Origin of the sequence: Lysinibacillus sp. NPDC056959, assembly GCF_042674095.1 — a bacterium.
Classification (GTDB): domain Bacteria; phylum Bacillota; class Bacilli; order Bacillales_A; family Planococcaceae; genus Lysinibacillus; species Lysinibacillus zambalensis.
Window position 1 is genome coordinate 70,232 of sequence record NZ_JBHURE010000004.1, and the last position, 19,847, is coordinate 90,078.

The window sequence follows — 19,847 nt, forward strand, 5'->3', positions numbered from 1 at the left end:
ATATTGAACGTTATTCGGGATTTTGCTTTTCTTATTATGTGTCTTTCATTTTTCCTAAAGTGCATTCATCATTATAATGTGAATTTTTTAAGCTCTACAGACAATGTATTTGTCATGTCTTGAAGTTCTGAAACCTTTTCACTAATTTTCTGGAAGGAGTGTAGCTGCTCTTGGGTAGAAGCGGATATTTCCTCTGTTCCTGCAGCAGTTTCTTCCGTAATAGCTGAAATGTTTTCAATGGCACTGTTCATTTGCTGGCTCATTTCACTTGTTTGTTCCATATCTTCGGTAAGCTGCTGTAACTGATCATTAATGTCTAACACATGAGTTGCAATTGCTTCAAATGACTTCTCTGTATCGGTCATCGATTGTAATTGTTCTTTTGACAGCTGATGTCCCTGCTCTGCCGTAGAAAGAATGAGCGTAATGCCATCTTGTATATGTGTCACCATAGAAGAGATGAAAGCCGTTGCTTTTTCAGTTTCATGAGATAGTTTTTTGACTTCCTCTGCTACAATTGCGAATCCTTTTCCGGCTTCTCCAGCACGTGCTGCTTCGATGGCAGCATTTAATGCTAATAGATTTGTTTGATCAGCAATAGCATGGACTGCATTAGCGGCACCTTCAATTTCTGTTGTAAATTGAGAGAATTGAGTAACAGCCTCTTTGATGTTAATCGAAGTGGATGAAATATCCTTCGCAATAGAGGACTGCTTTTCAAGTGAACTACGACCGTTTTGGACAGCAGTAAGTGCCTGGTTGCCGTTTATGGCTGATTGTTCACTTGTCTGCTGAACAGTAGTAAATTGATCTGCCATCGTATTCATAAGGATCGCAGTTGACTGGATATCTTCTGAAATAGTGAGGCTTCCCTTCGCCAATTCGTCCGTTGATGTTGCAATTTGTAGACTGCCTTCATTAATCGTTTCAATATAGCTTGTGACATCCTTTGTGAAGAGACCAACATTTTTTCCTACAATATCAATGGATTGTACGGTGCTTTTTAAGCTAACAATCATTGTGGAAAAGTTCTCAGTTAATTGATCAACTTCATTTCGACTGCCTTTTTTAAAGGAGAGGGCAGAGGTGTCAATTGTCAAATTCCCTGCAGCCACCGATTGTGCATAATCCACAATTCGGTTAATCGGATTTGTAATTTTTTTCGTTGCGACATACGAAAAAATGATGGTAGCAATAATTAAAAGGATACTTCCGATAATTGTTGTTGTAGTAATGAACGAAATTTTTTGCTTTGCTAATTCATTCGTTTCTTTATACCATTCATTTGTGTCTTTTTTTAGTAGAAACATATCATTCAAAATACCAGATATTCTTATTGCTTGTTTTTTTATTTCAGGACGATTGTGAGCAAGAAACCCTGCTTCAGAAGCTTTTGCTAACTCGTCGTATTTACCCTCGATTTTTTTGATGATAGCCTTGTGATCAGCTACTTTTGCAATCGTTGAGAGTTTTTCTAAATTTACTTTTGTTTCTTTTAAAATGGAAAGAGCTTCATTTTTATTGGCCTCACTAGCTAAATATGTGTAATTATTTAGTGATTGGCTCGCTACAACTAAACTTTGCTCAAGTTCTTTCACTGCCAGTAATAGCTCTGTATCATCTTCTGCGGTTGTTTGTATATCAAATGTTTGTACGATAATAAAGCCAATCATTGCCATGGCGAGGACAATGGGTATAAGTATGTTCATAAATAATTTTTTTCGAAGTGTCACTGGCTGTTCCCCTTTTCTGCAGTAACTTTTATTTTACCTGAGACAATACCTTCTTTTGCTTTTTCAATGGCAGTCTGTTGCTCAGGTGTAAGTTTAATAATACGTATATCCGCAAGCCCGACGCCGTTATCAGCTAAACCAAATAAAAAAGATTTTTCAGAAATTTCCCCGTCATCAACTAATGTTTTAGCCATTTTAAAAACAGCTTGGTCGACATTTTTTAACATCGATGTTACGACCGTCTTTTCGGCTATGTAAAATTGATCAGTATCAACTCCCGCCGCATATACGCCCATTTCTTCAGCTTTTTTAATAGAGCCAAAGCCTGTGAATCCCGCTGCATGATAAATAAAATCTACGCCGTTCTTTATGTAACGTTCTGCTATTGCGGCACCTGCATTGGTATCATCAAATGTGCCAGCATACTCACTAACAATTTCGATGTTTGGATTAAAATATCTAGCTCCCTCAATAAAGCCGTTTTCAAAATGATGGATAACTGGAACATCTGCACCACCAATAAATCCTATTTTTCCAGTTTTACTCGTCATTGATGCAACCATTCCAAGTAAAAAGCTGCCTTCCTGCTCTTTAAAGGTTATGGAAGTGATATTTGCAACATCTGATTGACCATCAATAAGGATAAATTGCTGATCAGGATATTTCTTCGCCGTCTTTTCTAAAGCTTCCTGTACAGAGAATCCAAGACCGATAATGACGTTATACTTTTCTGCTACTAGTTCTTCTAGCTTCTGTTCGTAATTGCCATCAGGAGCTTCTTTATAATCGAACAAAATACCTAGCTCATCTCGTGCTTTCTCAAGCCCTTTAAAAGCCGAATCATTAAATGATTCGTCTCCAAGCCCTGCATCTGAGAGTAAGATCCCAATTTTATAGTCATCTTGCGTTTTTTTAGACGGAGTTGTTGAACAGCCTGCTACTAGTAACAAAACTATTAAACAAAAGCCAATCAATAATTTTTTCAAAATGAGTACCTCCAATTGTATGTATGATATATATCGGCGAAAAGTTGTTCTAAGTCAGATGTCAGACAATGGATTTTTATTTTACCATTAAATACTATCAGATTTTTTGTAATTTACTAGAGGGAAAAGGGTTTAAATCATTCTCGATATTTTCAAAGCACTGAGTAATTAGTTCGTTTTTTAATGAATTTTCTCTATGTGTATAGTGAAAAAGGTAGGAGGATATTGCGAAATATTTATATATTTTGCAAAAATAACCCTTTTATTTGTCAATTAAACTAGCCTCGCAAACATTTAAAGCGTTTGCGAGGCCAATTGTTTATATTAAACTGCACCAAATAATTTTAATACATTAATAATTATGATTCCCACAATGCCAAAATCTGAATCTCCAAATGTAGTGCCTTCGTAGCCGATATCACCCATAAAGATCAATAGAATCGCAGGGATAAAGCTAATAATTAAGCCGTTGGCAAATGCTCCTACCATAGAACCGACTCTACCACCAGTTGCATTGCCGAATACTCCTGCAGCCGCACCTGTGAAGAAATGTGGTACAAGTCCAGGTACAATCACTTTTAGCCCTATGAGAGGAAGTATAAACATCGATACTAGGCCCGCTACAAAGCTAAACAGGAAGCCGATAATAACAGCATTTGGTGCGAACGGGAAAATCGTAGGGCAGTCTAATGCAGGCTTTGTGTTTGGTACAAGTTTATCTGCTAACCCTTTAAAAGCAGGGATTATTTCGGCAATTAGCATCCGTACGCCTGCCAAAATGATATAGACACCAGCGGCAAAGGTAATAGCTTGAATAATGGCAAAGACGATAAAGTTTGAACCGCCAGATAATTGTCCCTCAATATAAGTTTGACCTGCGAATAGGGCAACGATTATGAAAAATAGACTCATAGTTAACGAAACAGCTACAGATGTATCTCTTAAAAAACCTAGAGATTTTGGGACATTTATATCTTCTGTTGATTTGGCTTTGTTGCCAAAGATCTTTCCAATTTTAGCGGATACATAATAGCCAATGCTTCCAAAATGACCAACAGCAAAATCATCACTACCTGTTATTTGACGAACTGTTGGTTGTAAAATGGCAGGGAATACGACCATGCAAATACCTAGTAGAATAGAGCCAACAATAATAAGCGGGGTGCCACTCATACCGCCGACTGAAAGCGATGCTGCAATTAAACACGCCATAAATAATGTATGATGACCAGTTAAAAATATATATTTTAAAGGCGTAAATCGCGCAAATAAAATGTTCATGATCATACCGAAAACCATGATCATGGCAGTGGATGTTCCGAAATTAGTTTGTGCGGCTGCTACAATCGCTTCATTATTTGGGATGACTCCTTGGACATTAAATGCATGATCAAACATATTACTAAAGTGATTTAAAGAACCAATTAAAACGGTTGCACCCGCGCCAAGTATAACAAAGCCCATAATCGTTTTTAACGTACCAGAAAGAACGGTTGAAGCTGACTTTTTTTGGATTAATAAACCGACAAAAGCGAATAGGCCGACTAATATAGCTGGTGTTCCTAAAATGTCATTCATTATAACATCTAACATATTAACACCTCATCCTATCCAATTTTTAACTTATTTCAGCGTGTGTCCAAACATCCGCTGAAATAGAGTAACTCAGTCTAAGAACGCCACGTTCTGTGGCAACGACTATCATTTCAAAAAGTTCAAATTCACTTCATCATAACAGCGGTTTCAGCTTTACTTTAATTTCTGAAATACTCATCATATTAACAATACTAACAATGTGACCTCTCTCTTCAGGCAATTGATTGACAATATCGTCCGCACCAATATAAATATCCGCTTTCTCTCCCTTGGCAGATGCTAAATCTGTATGAGTTACTTCTGCAACTTTTCCCAGTTCGATCAATGCTTTTTTTACATTCAGCTCCATAATAAAGCTACTGCCTAAGCCGTTCCCACACACTACTAAAATTTTCATCAAGTTTACTCCTTTGCGACAATTTGTTGAATTTCTTTAATAATCTCTTCTTTATACTGGCAGGCGGTGATGCTATCAATTTGATTTGGCTCTTGCAAAATCTTTGTTAAATCAACTAATGCTTGTAGATGTGACGCATGATCGGTCGCAGCTAAGACAATAATTAAGAAAACAGGTTTTTTTGGTCCAAACAAGACAGGTTTTTGTAAGCTTAATAGGCTCATGGCTAGCGCGTTAACTCCTTCCGTGGGCCGTGCATGTGGAATCGCTACTTTTGGTGTAATGACTACATAAGGACCGTGTTTTTCAATGGAATGAATCATTGCCTCAATATAGCGTTCTTCGATTTTATTCTGCTTTAATAGTGGACTAGCAGCTAAATGAATAGCTTCCTGCCAAGTATTTACAAAATTTGCGAGTTGTATAGTATCCTTTGTCAGTAACTCAGTTAGCAAGTACAACCCTCCTTTCATAGGGATAAACAATCCCCATTCCATGTTATTATTGTTGATTACGGAATTATGCCATAAGAGGATATATTTTTATTTGGTAAAACATAAAGTGAATCTTTTACATTAAATTTCGTTTAGCTGTATAGGGAAGATTTATGATTAATAAGTCGAATCTTTCTATTTTAAATAGCCCGCGAAAGCAAAGTGAATACCCGCGGAAGCAAGGAGGATACCCGCGGAAGCAAGGAGGATACCCGCGGAAGCAGGGAGAATATCCGCGAAGGAAGGAGAATACCCGCGGAAGCAGGGTAAATACCCGCGGAAGCAAGGTAAATACCCGCGGAAGCAAGGTAAATCCTCACGCAAAGAGGATCTTTTGGTGTGAATTATAATAGAAGGTAAATAAAAACAAAGAAAATTTTGTTCTAACTTTTTCAATTTAGCTTACACTTACTATAGGACGAACTTAGTGTTGAACAAGGGAGGAAATGACATAGCGAAAAAAATGGGAATTGTCGCGCTACTTATATTCGGTGTTTATGTGCTGTGTATGTATTGGTATATATTCCATAGCGGTGGTGGTACTATACCACGAGCGATGCAGGGGACAGCCGCCGATCCAGTGATGTTTATGTCTGAAAAAGAATTATATTTAAGTGGTGAATATTCGAAAATACGGAACTTCCTATTCTTTGTTGCTACACCTTTGGAATGGTTAGTCTTTTTCATGATATTAATAATGGGCGTATCACGTTATTTCGAAAAGGTAGCGACGTCACAAGCAAAATGGAAGCTGTTACAAAATGCAAGTTACTTATTTTTGTTATCACTTTTACTATATGTTGTACTATTTCCACTCAATTATTATCGTTACAATTTAAGTAAAGCCTACGGAATAAGTACACAAGGATTTTCATCATGGATGCGGGATGGCATTATTGAATTTTGGGTCAACTTTGGCATGAGCTTAATTATCGTGTCTGTCCTTTATTGGCTCATCCAAAAAAGTGCCAAAAGATGGTGGCTCTATGCATGGTTTCTAACGATTCCGTTTACAATTTTTGTGATGTTTATTCAACCTGTAGTTATTGATCCTTTATATAACGATTTTTATCCGCTCAAAAATAAAGAGCTAGAGGCAAAAATTTTGTCTATTGCTGCACAGGCAAATATACCAGCAGAGCATGTGTATGAAGTCAATATGGCAGAAAAAACAAATGCCTTAAATGCTTATGTAACGGGTATTGGGAGTAATTCGAGAATTGTGCTTTGGGATACAACGTTAAATCGTTTAACAGATAATGAAATATTATATATTATGGCTCATGAAATGGGACATTACGTTGAGAAGCATATTTATTTTGGTATTGCGGGATATCTTTTGCTGACATTGCTTGGGTTATGGCTATCAGCAAAATGTTTAAGTTGGATGATTGGACGTTACGGACAGGTATTAAAAATTAAAAAAATCGGTGATATAAGCTCTTATCCATTATTTTTACTCATAACATCCGTTTTATTATTTGCTTCAAGCCCTCTGTCCAATTATATTTCGCGGTATCAGGAAACGAGAGCTGATCAATATGCGATTTCATTAACGGGTGATCGAGAGTCCGCAGTTACTGCATTCCAAAAGCTAACGATATCTGGTTTAAGTGAAGTAAATCCACAGTTACTCGTAAAGTGGTTCCGCTATACACATCCGCCAATGCTTGAACGTATTTATGAGGTAGCAGAGAATGTAGAAGAGAATAAAGAGGAGCCTTTAAAAGAAGTGCCGATAAAAGAGGAGCAGAAAAAAGAATATCAGAATAAATAAATGTCGTTTTTTTTAACTGCGATACTCCAGGTTTTTTGAACGAATAAGTTGGGTATTCTAAGATTAAAACTGTTCGTTAATGATAGGGGAATTGTTATGCGTAATATTGTCGTAATTACACTTTCATCGATATTAGTCGCCTTTGCCTATAATTTTTTGTTAATTCCACATGAGATTTTAAGTGGGGGATTAAGCGGGATTGCTATCATGCTTGGTATTATTACGCCTTTAAATACAGGGGTAATAAATTTACTATTGAACTTGCCTTTACTTATTATAGGGGTCTTAAAGCTAGGGAAACGATTCATAGGATATACCATTCTTTCAGTCGTTGTTTTGTCAGCGAGTTTGTATATTATTCCAATCCATAAAGCTACCCAAGACCCAATTCTCGCCTCATTATTCGGGGGGGTTATTGTGGGCTTAGGGATGGGTATGATTTTTCGTGCGGCAGGTTCCTCGGGAGGTTTTGATATTATAGCGATGCTGCTAAGTCGCAAACGGGATTTTCCACTAGGTACATTAATCTCTGCGATGAACGGTATCGTTGTAGCTATCTCCGGTTTCGTTTTTAGCTGGGATGCGGCATTGCTGACGCTTGTATCGATTTATGCCACAGGGAAGGTTGTCGACACAATTCATACGAGTCATATTAAATTGACACTGATGATTATTACGAGCAAGGGTGAGGAAGTCAAACAGCAACTACTGGAAAAGCTCCATCGAGGTGTAACTATTATGGATGCGAAAGGTGCTTATTCAGGAGAAGGGCGAAAAGTATTAATTACCGTCATTACACGCTATCAGCTTGCTGAAGTAAAAGGGTTGATAAAGGAAGCAGACGCCAGAGCCTTCGTCAACATATTGCAAACTACCGAGGTCATCGGCGTGTTTGATAGGGGGATAAAGTAAAGGATAACCTGGATTCGCGTAAAAAACGGATGTCTTGCTAGAAACAAATAAATATGTATTCCTTCTACACACGTTGTGGATTATAATTAATATAATCGAACGTATGTTTTTGTATTTAGGAGGGGTTAAATCATGAACAAAGAAACAATTCACGCATATTGCTTAAAGCTTCACGGAACAACGTATGATTACAAAGAAGAATGGCAGGCGGATCGCTATCATATTGGGGGTAAAATGTATGGGATGATGGGCGGCGATGCTACTGGTAGACCGGTACTTACGTTGAAATGTGAACCGATTCGAGCTGAAGAGTTGAGAGAAGCCTATGAAGGTATTATTCCAGGCTACTATATGAATAAAACACATTGGAATTCAATCTATATGGATGTAGATGATGTACCTATGGATTTAGTTGAAAATTTAATCCAACATTCTTATGAGCTAGTTTTAGGAAAGTTAACAAAAAAAGCTCAACAGGAAATTCATTTATTGAAGAAATGAAGTATAAATACCGGTGCGTCAAATTAATGCCCTAGGCAAAGAAATGGGTGTAGAATCAGCGAAGAGATACTCCGATCCAGCCGATATTTACTCCACCGCCTAAAGGGAATATATGAATACCCGCGCGAAATAACACAATATATGAAATAAAAAGAATCTGCAAGTTTCCCCAGCTTAACCGCGGAGAAAGCAGATTCTTTTTTTTAGCTCCCATGCATACCTAGTTATACCCAAGTTCACCAAATGGCTGAAGCTTGTCGAGCCATTTTTGTTCTAGTTTTTCTAGCTCCTTTTTGGCATCGAAATAGCCCTCTTCTTTTTTCTTCAAATATTCCACAACTTCAATATCAAAAGCATCGTTGCCGAAAGTGTTGTAGTCGGCTTGTAGCTCTTTATTAGTATGTGTATTTGTTTTTAACATAAACTGAAAGCCGTTTAAGCGTTTTAAATTATTGAAGCTACCTACAAACACTTTACCATTTTGTTTATTGGTCATTGTGAAAACACCAGCTTCGATTTTTATTTCTTTATACTGTTCCTTTAATTCTTTTTTATGGTCCATTAGTAACCCTGCTTTCTTATTTTTTGATCCAGTAAGCACTGCCATCCTCTTTTCGATCCATGAAGCCGTATTCGATTAAATAGCGACGAATTTGCACATAGTCTTCATATATCGGTTGGATTATTTCGTTTAATTCTTTTTCTGAATACTGTGTTGTTTCATCGAAAATCTTTGTGATTGCACGTAGTATTACAATTTTATGCTTTTCACGTTTTGGAAAGCGGATAAGCTCCTTGCCGATGCCGTTTGGAAAGTACTTTTCAAGTAATTGCTGTTCTTCAGAAATTGTAATATTATAACGATCGTCGACCATCGTTGCCGTTTTGTGAATAGGTACAAAGCTATCTTCCTTTTCATTCTGTTCTTTTAATAGCTCCATCATTGCAAGAAACGTTTTCGCTTGACGTTCCTTTTCTTTAAGAGTAAAGCGATGGTGACGTATCGTTGTTGCACTACCAATTTCTAGTTCTTCTTTAATTTCTTGATCGGTTTTTCCTTCATAAAATAAGCGTAAAATATGACTTTGATGATCAGTGAGTCCTGTCATTTTTTTATGAAGGCCATTTAAATAATGAAATACAGATCGATGTGCAGCGGTAATATGATGTTGCATAAATTTTTCTGCATCGAATAGAACGCCTTCATGTGGATAAATAATACCTTTTTCAATTTTTTCGCCGCAAAGTAAACAAGTGAAGTGTGTTGCTTCATCGTTGTAGCCTTTTTTTATGTCATGGATTGAAGCTTGCCAAAATAATTCATTTACATCCATTGGGAACCCTCCTGAAAAACAAACGATTAATAGTTTTGTTTGTTTATTTATTATTAAAATAACAAATTGTTTGAATAAAATCAATAAAAAACACATCGTTTTATAAACGATGTGCGAAAATGTTTATTTATTTTTCTTTTTAAAAATAATGATAGATAAAATAGCTAGCACAATAATAGTGACGAAAATAATAATAATGCTTGTTGAGGTACTTAGTATATTTCCGTGAAGGTCATAGACAATACCATACATTATTTTATAGTCCTCTACCTGTGAAGCAGGAGCACCTTCAAAAACCTTAGAAATTGAGTTGTCCATAAAGGCATTGCGTAGTAGGAGCGTAGTATGGCTGATAGGAAAATACATAATAAGATTTTGAGCAAAGGATGGAAGTGCACCAACAGGTACATAAACACCACAAAAGAAACCGAGTGCTGTACCGACGATTGTACTAAGTGTTGAAAATGAATGTTGGGTATTAGCAAGTAATACAAGGAACAGGTTAAAAACACTGGCCAGTAACACGGATATAAATAGTAATCCTACTACTTTGATGAAAGCCTCTAAGCTCAATAGCTGACCGCCAGTTGTTGCGATAAAAATTTCACAGCCAATAAGGGCGATAAAGGAAAAGATACAGCCAATGATAAAGGCATTTAATACATAGCTAAATTGAATGGTTGCTCGCGAAATCGGAGCAGTAAGAAAATCAGCTTGTGCTTTTGATTCAAGATCCTTCACAGCAATTCCATACGCGGCAAGTGTAGTCGAAACAGCAGTCATAGAGAGTAAACCAGCGACAATCCATTCATTGACCATCGTTACCAATTCGGGAGTAGACTTTGTCATTTGTTCTATTGCATTTACTTGCGTTTTTTGAAGAAATACTGCGTAAAGGATAATGACGATAATGACGGAAAGCAGCGAGTAAAAGACTTGTGTTTTATCACGTCTAAAAACCTTGTTATTTCGTTGTACTAAGCTAAATAATGCTTCCATTAAGCTGCACCTCCCTCGGCCATAATATGAAGAAAGACATCATCCATCGTACCTTTGATGACTTCAAACGAAGCAATAAGCGACTCCGCTTGTTTTAATAGTGTTAAAGCATGGAGTGTCGAGTCGACTCGGATGGAGAAAATACCTAGCTTTTCTGTATAAGAGATGGCATTGTCTTCGAGCCACTGTATCCCTTCTGAACTATTATGAAAAACAAGCGCCATTGAATCATAGGCGTATTTTGTTTTTAGAGCATCTGGTGTTCCTTCTGCAACAATTTCTCCTTCCTTTAAGACGATGACGTGATGTGCGACAGCTGCTTCTTCCATGTAATGTGTTGTTAAAAAAACAGTCATATTTGTTTCGAGTTGAAGCTGTTTAATGGCTTGCCAAACGAATTGACGCGTTTGTGGATCAAGTCCAGTTGTTGGTTCATCTAAAAACAATATTTTTGGTCGATGGATAAGGGCTCGAGCGATATCAGCACGCCTTTTTTGACCACCTGATAAAGTCCCGTATTTGCGCTTTTCAATATCAGCTAAATGCAAATATGTTGAAACGAATTGATAGTTTTCGGTTAATTGTTTTTTCGATAAGCCATATGTTTTACCGCGGTGAAGTATATTTTCCTGCACCGTTAAACGTTCATCTAGTAAACTTTGCTGGAATACGACACCTATAGATTTTCGAATTTCGGCATTGTCATTGCTTGCATCAAGTGTGTAGCCATTAATGTTTACTGTACCGTTTGATTTTTTTAATAATGTACAGAGTATTTCAATGGTCGTTGATTTCCCCGCACCATTTGCACCTAAAAAGGCGAAGAGGGAACCTTGCTCAACCGTAAATGAAATACCTTTTACGGCCTGATGATTGCCATATTGCTTACATAGATTTTCAACTTGTATAGCAAAGGTCATATTGTTTATTCCTTTCTTTTTTGAATTACTTGATTGATTTTTGCAATATCACTTTTTTGAAGCACATAAATGATGCACCAAGCGATAAAGAAAATAATAGCTTCACTTATAAAAATATACGGAATGCCGGAATGTTCAAACCAACCCCCGAAATAGCCTGCAATCAACACACACAGCGTAACTGCAATTACATGTAAAATAAACTGAGCAATAAAAGGTAAACGCTCAATATCAAAGATGGTAGACAGCAGACCTATTACAGCTCCAAGGATAGCGGCGATGATAATTTGTTCAAGTAATTCCGGCCCTGACATCATAGCGTTATTAGATATGACACTTAATGTTACTAAGACGTAGGAAGAGCTAAGTGATATGAGTATTCCAATAATCATCATGCGAATAAATTTCATATTATGAGTCCCTCCCAATACCTAAGTGGTGTTTTAGTTCTTTTAAATATTTACGACTAACATGGACGGACACATCGTTTTCTAAAATCAGTTCTGTTGTACCGATTTTACCCATTTGAATAGAGGCAATTTTATTAATGTTGACGAGTGTCGATTTGCTAACACGGGCAAAGTCTTTCGCTAATTGTGCTTCTAGCTCATATAATTTCCGCTTCGTTTCGAATTCTTGTTCCTCCGTCTGCAAAAAAACTTTTGCACCCTCTGCGTAAATGGAGTAAATATCCGAAATTTTCAGCATATGAATTTCCTGTTGAAAGTAGCCATCTAGCATTGTTGTTTGTGAAGCTTGAAGCTGCTTCATTAGGCGTTCAATTTGCTCGGTGTATTCCTTTGCATGTATATGAATCTCAGTTTCTTCTAGCTCACTATTGATTGTTAAATGAATTTTCATGGGAGGCCTCCTTTACATATCCCCGCTATGGAGAAACACTGAATCAGGTAATAATAATGTAGCATAGAAAATTTTGGCTTGGAGAAAATCTTGGATAAGAGGTTAAATTTTATCGATAACAGGTTCAATTTGAACGATATATGACTTTGCAAAAAAGTGATGAAGTAGAAAAGTAGGCAAGTTCACGGCATAATAGAATTATACAGTCACGAGGGGTTGCTTCTATGTTTATTTTTGACAAGCACATGTTTATTACTTTATGTATTGGATTAACAGGTGCGATTTTATTTAATTTATTACATATTCCAATGCCGTGGTTACTTGGAGCAATAGCAGCAGTGCTAACTATACAGTTATCGACGAAAGTACAGTTAAAATGGCATAAATATTTCCGTAATTTTGGCTTAATTGTTGCGGGCTATTCCATTGGTTTTTCGTTTACTCCAGAAGCCGTGCAGGATATTAAACAATTTATAGGAAGTATGATTGTTTTAAACGTATTATTTATCGCACTGTTTTTTGTTGTTAGTTATATAGTGGCCAAACGTGCGGATTTAGATTTTGCGACCGCGTTGACTTGCTGTGTACCTGGTGGCATGTCCCAGGTTGTTGCCTTTGCCGAGGAGCAAGGGGACATGGATATGGTCGTGATTACGTTTTTCCAAATATTAAGGGTTCTTATAATCGTCGGCTTTGTGCCATTAATGGTGTCAGGCGCTGGGGGAACTGCTGTAGTTGTCAACGGAGCGTATTCATGGAGCTTAATAGGATTACTTGCTGTCTGTGGAGTAGCAGGTTGGCTAGCGCAAAACGCAAAAATTCCGACAGGCTATATGCTTGGCCCGGTGTTTTTATTAATGGGTATCAATATAGCAGGGATCGACGTGCCGAAATTGCCATTGTCACTACTTCATATTGCTCAACTAATGCTTGGTATTTACATCGGACTTTTATTGAAAAAAGACGATTTACATTTATCGAAGAAGCATGTATTTTACGCATTTGTATCGGCAGGTATCTTTATTGGCGCAGCCTATGGCTTAACATTTATTATGAAAAGTATATACAGCCTTGATTTTAAGACAGGCTTTTTAAGTATCGTACCAGGCGGGCTTGATCAAATGGGGATTATCGCGGCTTCTGTGCATGCAAATGTCACGATCGTCACCGCATTTCAGCTGTTCCGAGTGCTGGTCGTATCCGTTTTCCTCGTACCGTTTGTGAAAATGTTTGTAAAAAAAGTAAAAACCTAGAAATGTAGGTGGACTTCACCGATTTTTTAAGTGAAAAATTAAAAATATTACATACTGTAGATTGTCTGGATTTCATAGTTCGGTTATTGTGAAAAAATTCCTTAGTTTGATGTTTTTGAACTTCAAAACTTATCGTAACGTCTTAACTCCAAAGGGGGGAATGGGGAAAATTGTTTAAATATGTTATACAACTAATTCTTGGGTTTTTGACTTTATTGATGTCAACAGCTATTTCTTGGTATGAGGGAAGTGAGATCATAGACGATTCACTGGAATGGAAGTATTCAACACCATTTTCTCAGTTGTTTAATATTGAGATAAACACTGGTCGGGATATTAGCCAGCTTGATTATTTTGTCTATGCGGCTAAATTTCAACCATTTTTCCCGACTATTATGACCGTAAGTGTTATTTATATTTTTGCAGTTCTTATTTTTTTCATTTTCCAACTATATCGTCAATTAGCCATTATCTTGTCAGGAATAATAAGTTGTGTAGGTATTGTTAGTAGTGGTATATTTCTTAACTCTACAACCAGTGGAGGGGATATATTCTTTTGGATTACAGCTGTCGGTGCATTAATTTTTATATGTAATACAATAAGTTTATGGTACAAGAAAAAAATACAATGTTTGCGTGCGAGCACTAGTACATAAGTATTTGTACTAGTGCTCGCATTTGTTCAATCTTATAGCTACTCAATTTAATATTGAACAAAATGAGGATATGATCGTGTTAAAAGCATTTTGTGTAAGTAATGAGGCATAGCAGTATCGATAGCCTTAAAAGAAATACCGTCATAAGGGGTATGACGGATAAAAAAAGATTGCCCATTAGATATTACCTAATGAACAATCTTTCTAGCTGGAAAGCCTTTACCTTCACTTCAGCACGTGTTATTTTGTTTGATCAGCTAGCATGAATACTAATCTGCATAGTTTCCGCATTTCACTAGCACTATGTTTTAGTGTACTTACGCTACTCGCTTATTCTTGTATTTTAGCAGTGAAAATCGCTATTCATCCAAACTTATTTAGAAGTTTTTTGCTTTACATATCGTTTTATTATAAAACTTACTAAAACACTTATAAAAAGTATTAGTAATGGTTTGGATTGAATAAATAAAAAGCCTTTAATAAATGCAAGGAACCCTCCATTGGGGTCATCTGTTGCCATAAGGCCAATAAAAAATGAAAGTGGAGCAACAACTACATTAATTGCTAAAGCGATACCGATGAAGAAAAATGAGAAACTCTTCTTTCCAACCGATATAATAATTACAACTACAATTAAAAATGCCAATCCGAATACGAGAATTTCTGAAATATCTAAACACCTCTGCTGTTAAAATATGTATATTTAAATTAATAATTCAAAGAATTTTCATTATATATCATTTATCTATTATTATGATATGAAAATTACTATTTATTAGGCAACGCTATATAATAGTATGAATACTATCCTGGCATAGCTTCTGTGTTTTTTACTGATAATAAGTTTCGTGTGCTTGCGCTACTCGCTAATTCTTGCGTAGTAGCTGTGAGAATCGCTTTTATTTCAAACTCATTTATAAATGGTTTGATTGACACCTTTCATTATAAAAGTTACTACAACACATATAAAAAGTATTAGTAATGGAATGGATTGAATAAATAAAAAGCCTAGAATTAAATCAAGTAATCCCGCGCTGGGGTCATCTGTTGCCATAACGCCAAAAGCGAATGAAATTGGAGCAATAAATGCATTAATTGCTAAACCGATGAAGAGAACTAAATACCCCTTTTTTCTAACCGGTTGGATACATCCTAATACAATGAATAAAGATGCCAATACTCCTCCTAAGAGAAAATAAATTATAACTAAACACCTCTTTCCTTATCTGAACTAATAATTTAATTCAAAGTATGTTTTATTAAAGTTACTATCGTTTTTTGTTTTCATTGTTATAAAAATGATAATAATTTCATCTTTATTAAATGATGATTTTTTATGTGTTTTTTTATAAAGAACACATTTGAAACAACTGTCTTAACCTCTGAAAATTTTTTCTTTTCCAATTTATCGGAATTATGGTATTATAAAGTTAACTATTATGAACGGAGGTGAAAAGGAATGAATAAAAACGCTACGAAGACATGTGTAAAAGTAGATACAGCTATGTATTTTGCACGTGTGATTACTTTCGATTTTGCGAACAACGGGATAGGTCTGTCCATTTTTAAGCAAAATCAAATATCAAACGTAGCGAATTAACCATTCTTTTTCACAAACTAATGAGAAAAAGACTGCTTGTTAATCGAGCAGTCTTTTTTGTGTCTAGAGATGTTTTTCGCACGTTTCTTTGGAGGAGAAAACGATGCAAATTAAGGCTGAACAAATACAAAAAATTATTGGTGGAAATGTTTTATTTGAAGGACTTCAAGTAGAAGTTAATACAGGGGAGCATGTTGCCGTTGTTGGCGTGAATGGCAGTGGAAAAACGACTTTATTACAGTTACTAGCTGGTTCGGATACACCGGATAAGGGTCGAATCATAAAAAGCAAGGAAGCAACAGTTGGGTATTTACATCAAATTCCACATTATCCTACGTACTCAGTAAGAGCAGTACTGGAGGAGGCATTTGCGGAAATATATGCATTGAAGGCACACATGACAAAACTGGAGCAAGAGATGCTGTCAGCGGTAACAGATAAGGTACTCCAGCAATATGGTCATGTGCAGGAACAGTTTATGCTGCAGGGTGGCTATGAAATGGATGCGCAATTAGCCATGATTGCAAATGGCCTAGGTATTACACCATTACTTGAGCAGTCTTTTAGTAGGTTAAGCGGTGGGGAGAAAACAAAGGTGATGCTTGGGCAAATCTTGTTAAGCAATCCTTCTATTTTGCTATTAGATGAACCGACTAACCATTTAGATATGCAGGCAATTGAATGGCTAGAAAATTATGTCCGAAACTTTGTGGGAATAGTTATTGTAGTATCACATGATCGTCAATTTATGAATCAGATGGCTCACAAAATAATTGAGATTGAGGATGGAGAGGCATTTACGTATATCGGTAATTACGATGCATTTGTAGCGCAAAAAGAAGCAAAGGTTGAACAGCAGTTTGCTGAATACGAAGAACAGCAAAAGAAAATTAAAAAAATGCAGGAAACAATAAAGCGTTTAAAGCAATGGGCAAATGAAGCGAATCCGCCAAATGCAGGGCTGCATCGACGCGCCAAAAGTATGGAAAAAGCACTAGCCCGTATAGAGCGTGTGAAGAAGCCTACAACGAAAAAGAAAATGAATTTAGCTTTAACAATGGCTGAGCGTAGTGGTAAAGAGGTTGTACAAATGAAGGGCATTAGCCATGCATTTGAAAAACCATTATTTAAGGAAAGTGATTTATCGGTTTACTTCGAAGAACGACTGGCGATTGTGGGTGGCAATGGCAGTGGGAAATCAACGTTATTAAAAATGATGCTAGGTGAAGTAGAACCAAATGAAGGTGTTTGCCATGTCGGCAGTAGTGTTAAAATTGGCTACTTATCGCAACAGTTTGAGCATGAAAACCCTGCCATTCGTTTAATAGATGCCTTCCGTGAGAGCGTCTCTGTGTCAGAGGCTGAAGCACGCCATATTCTTGCTCAGTTTTTATTTTATGGTTATGACGTCTTTAAAAAAGTGAAGGATTTAAGTGGTGGAGAAAAAATGCGCTTACGTCTAGCGCAGTTAATGCATGAGGATATTAATTTATTAATACTGGATGAGCCGACCAACCATTTAGACATTGAAGCAAGAGAGGTATTGGAGGATACATTGGAATCCTTTGAAGGGACTATTATTGGAGTTTCGCATGACCGCTACTTTTTACAAAAGATTTTTACAAAAGTTGCATGGATTGAGCATGATACGATTCAAGTGTTTGAAGGGGATTATGAATGGGCAAGACAAAAACGCCGCTTAGAAATAGTAAATGAACCAGTTATAAAAGAAGCTCCTGAAAAGATCTACGCGACTAAAAAAGAAATACCCATTGAAGAACAAATTGAAAAGCTTGAAATGAAATTAAAGGAGCCGACACTAGCAAAGGAGCAACTTCAAAAGCTTGAACAGCAGTTAGAGGATTTATATGAAAGTTGGATTGAGGGAGGAACAGAGCATGCATAAAATTGAACACATCATGCAGCTAGATATTGATTATATTAAAAGTTTTAGTGAGATAGAAACATGTAATGAAGGAGTATTATTTTATAATAAGGAAATGCCAACCTATTACGACGCCAATCATGCACACATTTGGAGGAAGGTTGTCGAGCCAAATATACTTTTAAAGAACATAAAAGACTTCTATCAGTCAAAATCGCTTATCCCAAGATTGTATTTATACAACGTGGAGGAAAATCAGTCGTGTATAGAAGCATTAGAGAATTATGGCTTTCATTATGAAAGTTTTACAGATGATGTACAGTGTTGGAATGGTGAATACGTGCAATTATCTCATAATCCAGCCATTCAAATTGAACGTGTAACAGATGCCAATATGGAGGAAGCATTAGCCGTAGAAATGAGTATTGCTACATTTGGGGAGCCTGAATTAATCAAACAAGCTTTTGAGAAAACCTATCATTCTCCGCATTTTACGTATTATTTATTAAGAGTGGATGGTAAAGCTTGCTGTACTGCCAATATTTTTATCTCAGGGAATCAAGGAAGAATTGAGAGTGTGGCGACGATTGAAAGTTACCGAGGACGAGGATTGATTGTATATATTCTGCAACACATTCAGCAAGAGTCGGTAAAACAGGGATTAGAATATCTCTGGATCTTGCCAATCAATGAGCAGGTTGCAAAGGTCTATGACAAGGCAAATTTCAAATCAATAGGTAAATTAAAATCGATTCATGCCTTTACTGAAGGAAAAAGCATTCATCAAATACGACAAGATGCTTAATTAGGATGAAAAATAAAAATGCTAGCATCTATCTTGGGTGATTAGGAATGTCTATTTGTGGTGCAAGGCAAGAGCCACTTTTAGTTGTGCTTATTTTAGTCGTAGAATATGTCTCATACCGTGTAAGAACAGCTTGTAAAGGATATAGTGGGGAAATCGCCCGTTTAATAAATATTGAAATCCTGAACAGTAACGACTACTCGGAATTTTCTGGTAATTGTTCAAAAGACGGATTTTTAATCTTTAAAAGTTTTTTACTTGAAAAAATAGCGTATTCGATTTATTGTCTTTAGAGATACTTGTTTAATGGACTTGGAGGATATGGAATGCACGGAATTTATATACGCTATAATGTCTCAGAAGAAACCTCAGCAGTACAATGGCCCCAAAAAATGGATGCATTTGCGTATGTTCAACGAGGAAAGCCACAACAAGACAATGACAATTTGCTGTCGATGGAAGAGCTAAAAAGCCACGCCATTCGCTATATTAAAAGCTTAAAAGACAATGCAAGTGATCATTTAGTAGAGCAACGCAACGGTGAAATTGAGCACTTTGATCGACGCTATATAGAATCCTTAAAGCTAAAGGAAAGCATCGATTCGCAGCTTATTAATCTAGAAGAAATTCGTTTACTTTTACAGCTAATGAATGTTTTGAATTTATCACATGGTTTTGGAGAAAATGCTGGGAAGCTACTACGTCAAATTACCCCATATGCAAAAGAGGTAGAGCATCCAACATTCCAAACAACTCGTGTTGAGCGACATTTTTATTCAGAATTAATAGAACAAATTGAAGCTGTATATGCACGAATTATGCGTCAACACAACCCATCAACGACTGAAATGCAGCAATCAGAAAAGCTATGGACAACAGTTTGTGAGCAAGCTATAGAAAAGGTTGAATCACGAATTGAACGCTTGTCGTCTATCAAATTAAAGCATGAGAAAAATTTGCTAGAGTTTAATCAATTAAAACAGCAAAATATCGATGCAAAGGAACGCCTGGATATTGCTGTCAATGATCTTGATGCTATTTTAAATGTATTAGAATCTTAAAGGCTTTGTTAATGTCTATATAATGTGTTTTAAGTGGGGTTAGCTATGAGCTAGCCCCACTTTTAGCCCCAGTTCCA

The 19,847-nt window shown here is 36.5% G+C and carries 23 protein-coding genes; 10 read left to right on the plus strand and 13 right to left on the minus strand.

Annotation, left to right across the window (positions count from 1 at the left end):
* Nucleotides 1-71: 71 nt before the first annotated feature.
* The 6 genes from ACFTQ7_RS06530 to ACFTQ7_RS06555 all read right to left on the minus strand — a co-directional run bounded on the left by ACFTQ7_RS06530 (nt 72) and on the right by ACFTQ7_RS06555 (nt 5,530).
* Nucleotides 72-1,733 (minus strand): methyl-accepting chemotaxis protein, encoded by a 1,662-nt coding sequence (locus tag ACFTQ7_RS06530; RefSeq protein WP_349661138.1) that lies wholly within the window; start codon nt 1,731-1,733, stop codon nt 72-74.
* Complete coding sequence (locus ACFTQ7_RS06535; protein WP_386827815.1) at nt 1,730-2,719, minus strand: BMP family lipoprotein; 990 nt, start codon at nt 2,717-2,719, stop codon at nt 1,730-1,732. The genes ACFTQ7_RS06530 and ACFTQ7_RS06535 overlap by 4 nt, the downstream gene beginning before the upstream one ends.
* Before the next feature lie 324 nt (nt 2,720-3,043).
* Nucleotides 3,044-4,312, minus strand: a complete 1,269-nt coding sequence (locus tag ACFTQ7_RS06540; RefSeq protein ID WP_386827816.1) for a PTS ascorbate transporter subunit IIC — start codon at nt 4,310-4,312, stop codon at nt 3,044-3,046.
* Nucleotides 4,313-4,448: 136 nt separating this feature from the next.
* Entirely contained in the window at nt 4,449-4,712 is a 264-nt protein-coding gene (locus tag ACFTQ7_RS06545; protein ID WP_386827817.1) for a PTS sugar transporter subunit IIB, read from the minus strand.
* A 5-nt stretch (nt 4,713-4,717) separates the two neighbouring features.
* Entirely contained in the window at nt 4,718-5,167 is a 450-nt protein-coding gene (locus tag ACFTQ7_RS06550) for a PTS sugar transporter subunit IIA (RefSeq protein ID WP_386827818.1), read from the minus strand.
* Between the two features lie 174 nt (nt 5,168-5,341).
* On the minus strand, nt 5,342-5,530 hold the full coding sequence (locus tag ACFTQ7_RS06555) for a hypothetical protein (protein ID WP_386827819.1): 189 nt from the start codon (nt 5,528-5,530) through the stop codon (nt 5,342-5,344).
* Between the two features lie 127 nt (nt 5,531-5,657).
* Between ACFTQ7_RS06555 and ACFTQ7_RS06560 the strand changes: the two genes are divergently transcribed.
* The 3 genes from ACFTQ7_RS06560 (at nt 5,658) to ACFTQ7_RS06570 (ending at nt 8,396) form a co-directional block, all read left to right on the plus strand.
* Nucleotides 5,658-6,983 (plus strand): M48 family metallopeptidase, encoded by a 1,326-nt coding sequence (locus ACFTQ7_RS06560; RefSeq protein ID WP_386828009.1) that lies wholly within the window; start codon nt 5,658-5,660, stop codon nt 6,981-6,983.
* 96 nt (nt 6,984-7,079) lie between these two features.
* The gene (locus ACFTQ7_RS06565) at nt 7,080-7,895 is read left to right on the plus strand and encodes a YitT family protein (RefSeq protein ID WP_386827820.1); all 816 of its coding nucleotides are present in this window, start codon (nt 7,080-7,082) and stop codon (nt 7,893-7,895) included.
* A gap of 132 nt (nt 7,896-8,027) precedes the next feature.
* Nucleotides 8,028-8,396 carry an MmcQ/YjbR family DNA-binding protein gene (locus ACFTQ7_RS06570; RefSeq protein ID WP_349661147.1) on the plus strand — a complete coding sequence of 123 codons (369 nt, stop codon included), beginning with the start codon at nt 8,028-8,030 and terminating at the stop codon, nt 8,394-8,396.
* Between the two features lie 220 nt (nt 8,397-8,616).
* On the opposite strand, the gene ACFTQ7_RS06575 is transcribed toward ACFTQ7_RS06570, so the two are convergent.
* From ACFTQ7_RS06575 to ACFTQ7_RS06600, 6 genes are all read right to left on the minus strand, one after another.
* On the minus strand, nt 8,617-8,958 hold the full coding sequence (locus tag ACFTQ7_RS06575; RefSeq protein WP_386827821.1) for a GIY-YIG nuclease family protein: 342 nt from the start codon (nt 8,956-8,958) through the stop codon (nt 8,617-8,619).
* Nucleotides 8,959-8,974: 16 nt separating this feature from the next.
* Entirely contained in the window at nt 8,975-9,730 is a 756-nt protein-coding gene (locus ACFTQ7_RS06580; protein WP_386827822.1) for a DUF2087 domain-containing protein, read from the minus strand.
* A gap of 123 nt (nt 9,731-9,853) precedes the next feature.
* Nucleotides 9,854-10,729 (minus strand): ABC transporter permease, encoded by an 876-nt coding sequence (locus ACFTQ7_RS06585; RefSeq protein WP_386827823.1) that lies wholly within the window; start codon nt 10,727-10,729, stop codon nt 9,854-9,856.
* Nucleotides 10,729-11,649 carry an ABC transporter ATP-binding protein gene (locus ACFTQ7_RS06590; protein ID WP_386827824.1) on the minus strand — a complete coding sequence of 307 codons (921 nt, stop codon included), beginning with the start codon at nt 11,647-11,649 and terminating at the stop codon, nt 10,729-10,731. Before ACFTQ7_RS06590 ends, ACFTQ7_RS06585 begins: the two co-directional genes overlap by 1 nt.
* 5 nt (nt 11,650-11,654) lie before the next feature.
* Nucleotides 11,655-12,059, minus strand: a complete 405-nt coding sequence (locus ACFTQ7_RS06595) for a DUF3021 domain-containing protein (RefSeq protein ID WP_386827825.1) — start codon at nt 12,057-12,059, stop codon at nt 11,655-11,657.
* 1 nt (nt 12,060) lies between these two features.
* Nucleotides 12,061-12,510, minus strand: coding sequence for a LytTR family DNA-binding domain-containing protein (locus tag ACFTQ7_RS06600; RefSeq protein WP_049666943.1), 450 nt, complete (start codon nt 12,508-12,510; stop codon nt 12,061-12,063).
* 224 nt (nt 12,511-12,734) lie between these two features.
* On the opposite strand from ACFTQ7_RS06600, the gene ACFTQ7_RS06605 reads away from it, so the two are divergent.
* Nucleotides 12,735-13,763: an AbrB family transcriptional regulator gene (locus tag ACFTQ7_RS06605; RefSeq protein WP_386827826.1), complete on the plus strand. Its 1,029-nt coding sequence runs from the start codon at nt 12,735-12,737 to the stop codon at nt 13,761-13,763.
* 170 nt (nt 13,764-13,933) lie between these two features.
* The gene (locus ACFTQ7_RS06610; protein ID WP_386827827.1) at nt 13,934-14,419 is read left to right on the plus strand and encodes a YjdJ family protein; all 486 of its coding nucleotides are present in this window, start codon (nt 13,934-13,936) and stop codon (nt 14,417-14,419) included.
* Between the two features lie 910 nt (nt 14,420-15,329).
* On the opposite strand, the gene ACFTQ7_RS06615 is transcribed toward ACFTQ7_RS06610, so the two are convergent.
* A complete protein-coding gene (locus ACFTQ7_RS06615) occupies nt 15,330-15,596 on the minus strand; it encodes a hypothetical protein (RefSeq protein ID WP_386827828.1) in 267 nt (88 codons plus the stop codon).
* Between the two features lie 282 nt (nt 15,597-15,878).
* Between ACFTQ7_RS06615 and ACFTQ7_RS06620 the strand changes: the two genes are divergently transcribed.
* From ACFTQ7_RS06620 to ACFTQ7_RS06640, 5 genes are all read left to right on the plus strand, one after another.
* The gene (locus ACFTQ7_RS06620) at nt 15,879-16,019 is read left to right on the plus strand and encodes an RAxF-45 family protein (RefSeq protein ID WP_166672191.1); all 141 of its coding nucleotides are present in this window, start codon (nt 15,879-15,881) and stop codon (nt 16,017-16,019) included.
* Between the two features lie 103 nt (nt 16,020-16,122).
* On the plus strand, nt 16,123-17,925 hold the full coding sequence (abc-f, locus tag ACFTQ7_RS06625) for a ribosomal protection-like ABC-F family protein (RefSeq protein ID WP_386827829.1): 1,803 nt from the start codon (nt 16,123-16,125) through the stop codon (nt 17,923-17,925).
* Nucleotides 17,918-18,709 carry a GNAT family N-acetyltransferase gene (locus ACFTQ7_RS06630; protein ID WP_386827830.1) on the plus strand — a complete coding sequence of 264 codons (792 nt, stop codon included), beginning with the start codon at nt 17,918-17,920 and terminating at the stop codon, nt 18,707-18,709. Before abc-f ends, ACFTQ7_RS06630 begins: the two co-directional genes overlap by 8 nt.
* A gap of 47 nt (nt 18,710-18,756) precedes the next feature.
* Nucleotides 18,757-19,002, plus strand: a complete 246-nt coding sequence (locus ACFTQ7_RS06635) for a hypothetical protein (RefSeq protein ID WP_386827831.1) — start codon at nt 18,757-18,759, stop codon at nt 19,000-19,002.
* Between the two features lie 33 nt (nt 19,003-19,035).
* On the plus strand, nt 19,036-19,770 hold the full coding sequence (locus ACFTQ7_RS06640; protein WP_386827832.1) for a hypothetical protein: 735 nt from the start codon (nt 19,036-19,038) through the stop codon (nt 19,768-19,770).
* Nucleotides 19,771-19,847 lie beyond the last annotated feature (77 nt).

What these genes read in the sequence shown, in the direction of transcription:
- ACFTQ7_RS06540 (WP_386827816.1), bottom strand. Translation starts at nt 4,312, where the DNA reads ATGTTAGATGTTATAATGAATGACATTTTAGGAACACCAGCTATATTA.
- ACFTQ7_RS06585 (WP_386827823.1), bottom strand. Translation starts at nt 10,729, where the DNA reads ATGGAAGCATTATTTAGCTTAGTACAACGAAATAACAAGGTTTTTAGA.
- ACFTQ7_RS06595 (WP_386827825.1), bottom strand. Translation starts at nt 12,059, where the DNA reads ATGAAATTTATTCGCATGATGATTATTGGAATACTCATATCACTTAGC.
- ACFTQ7_RS06580 (WP_386827822.1), bottom strand. Translation starts at nt 9,730, where the DNA reads ATGGATGTAAATGAATTATTTTGGCAAGCTTCAATCCATGACATAAAA.
- ACFTQ7_RS06545 (WP_386827817.1), bottom strand. Translation starts at nt 4,712, where the DNA reads ATGAAAATTTTAGTAGTGTGTGGGAACGGCTTAGGCAGTAGCTTTATT.
- ACFTQ7_RS06570 (WP_349661147.1), top strand. Translation starts at nt 8,028, where the DNA reads ATGAACAAAGAAACAATTCACGCATATTGCTTAAAGCTTCACGGAACA.
- ACFTQ7_RS06620 (WP_166672191.1), top strand. Translation starts at nt 15,879, where the DNA reads ATGAATAAAAACGCTACGAAGACATGTGTAAAAGTAGATACAGCTATG.
- ACFTQ7_RS06635 (WP_386827831.1), top strand. Translation starts at nt 18,757, where the DNA reads ATGTCTATTTGTGGTGCAAGGCAAGAGCCACTTTTAGTTGTGCTTATT.
- ACFTQ7_RS06590 (WP_386827824.1), bottom strand. Translation starts at nt 11,649, where the DNA reads ATGACCTTTGCTATACAAGTTGAAAATCTATGTAAGCAATATGGCAAT.
- ACFTQ7_RS06565 (WP_386827820.1), top strand. Translation starts at nt 7,080, where the DNA reads ATGCGTAATATTGTCGTAATTACACTTTCATCGATATTAGTCGCCTTT.
- ACFTQ7_RS06605 (WP_386827826.1), top strand. Translation starts at nt 12,735, where the DNA reads ATGTTTATTTTTGACAAGCACATGTTTATTACTTTATGTATTGGATTA.
- ACFTQ7_RS06600 (WP_049666943.1), bottom strand. Translation starts at nt 12,510, where the DNA reads ATGAAAATTCATTTAACAATCAATAGTGAGCTAGAAGAAACTGAGATT.
- abc-f (WP_386827829.1), top strand. Translation starts at nt 16,123, where the DNA reads ATGCAAATTAAGGCTGAACAAATACAAAAAATTATTGGTGGAAATGTT.
- ACFTQ7_RS06575 (WP_386827821.1), bottom strand. Translation starts at nt 8,958, where the DNA reads ATGGACCATAAAAAAGAATTAAAGGAACAGTATAAAGAAATAAAAATC.
- ACFTQ7_RS06640 (WP_386827832.1), top strand. Translation starts at nt 19,036, where the DNA reads ATGCACGGAATTTATATACGCTATAATGTCTCAGAAGAAACCTCAGCA.
- ACFTQ7_RS06630 (WP_386827830.1), top strand. Translation starts at nt 17,918, where the DNA reads ATGCATAAAATTGAACACATCATGCAGCTAGATATTGATTATATTAAA.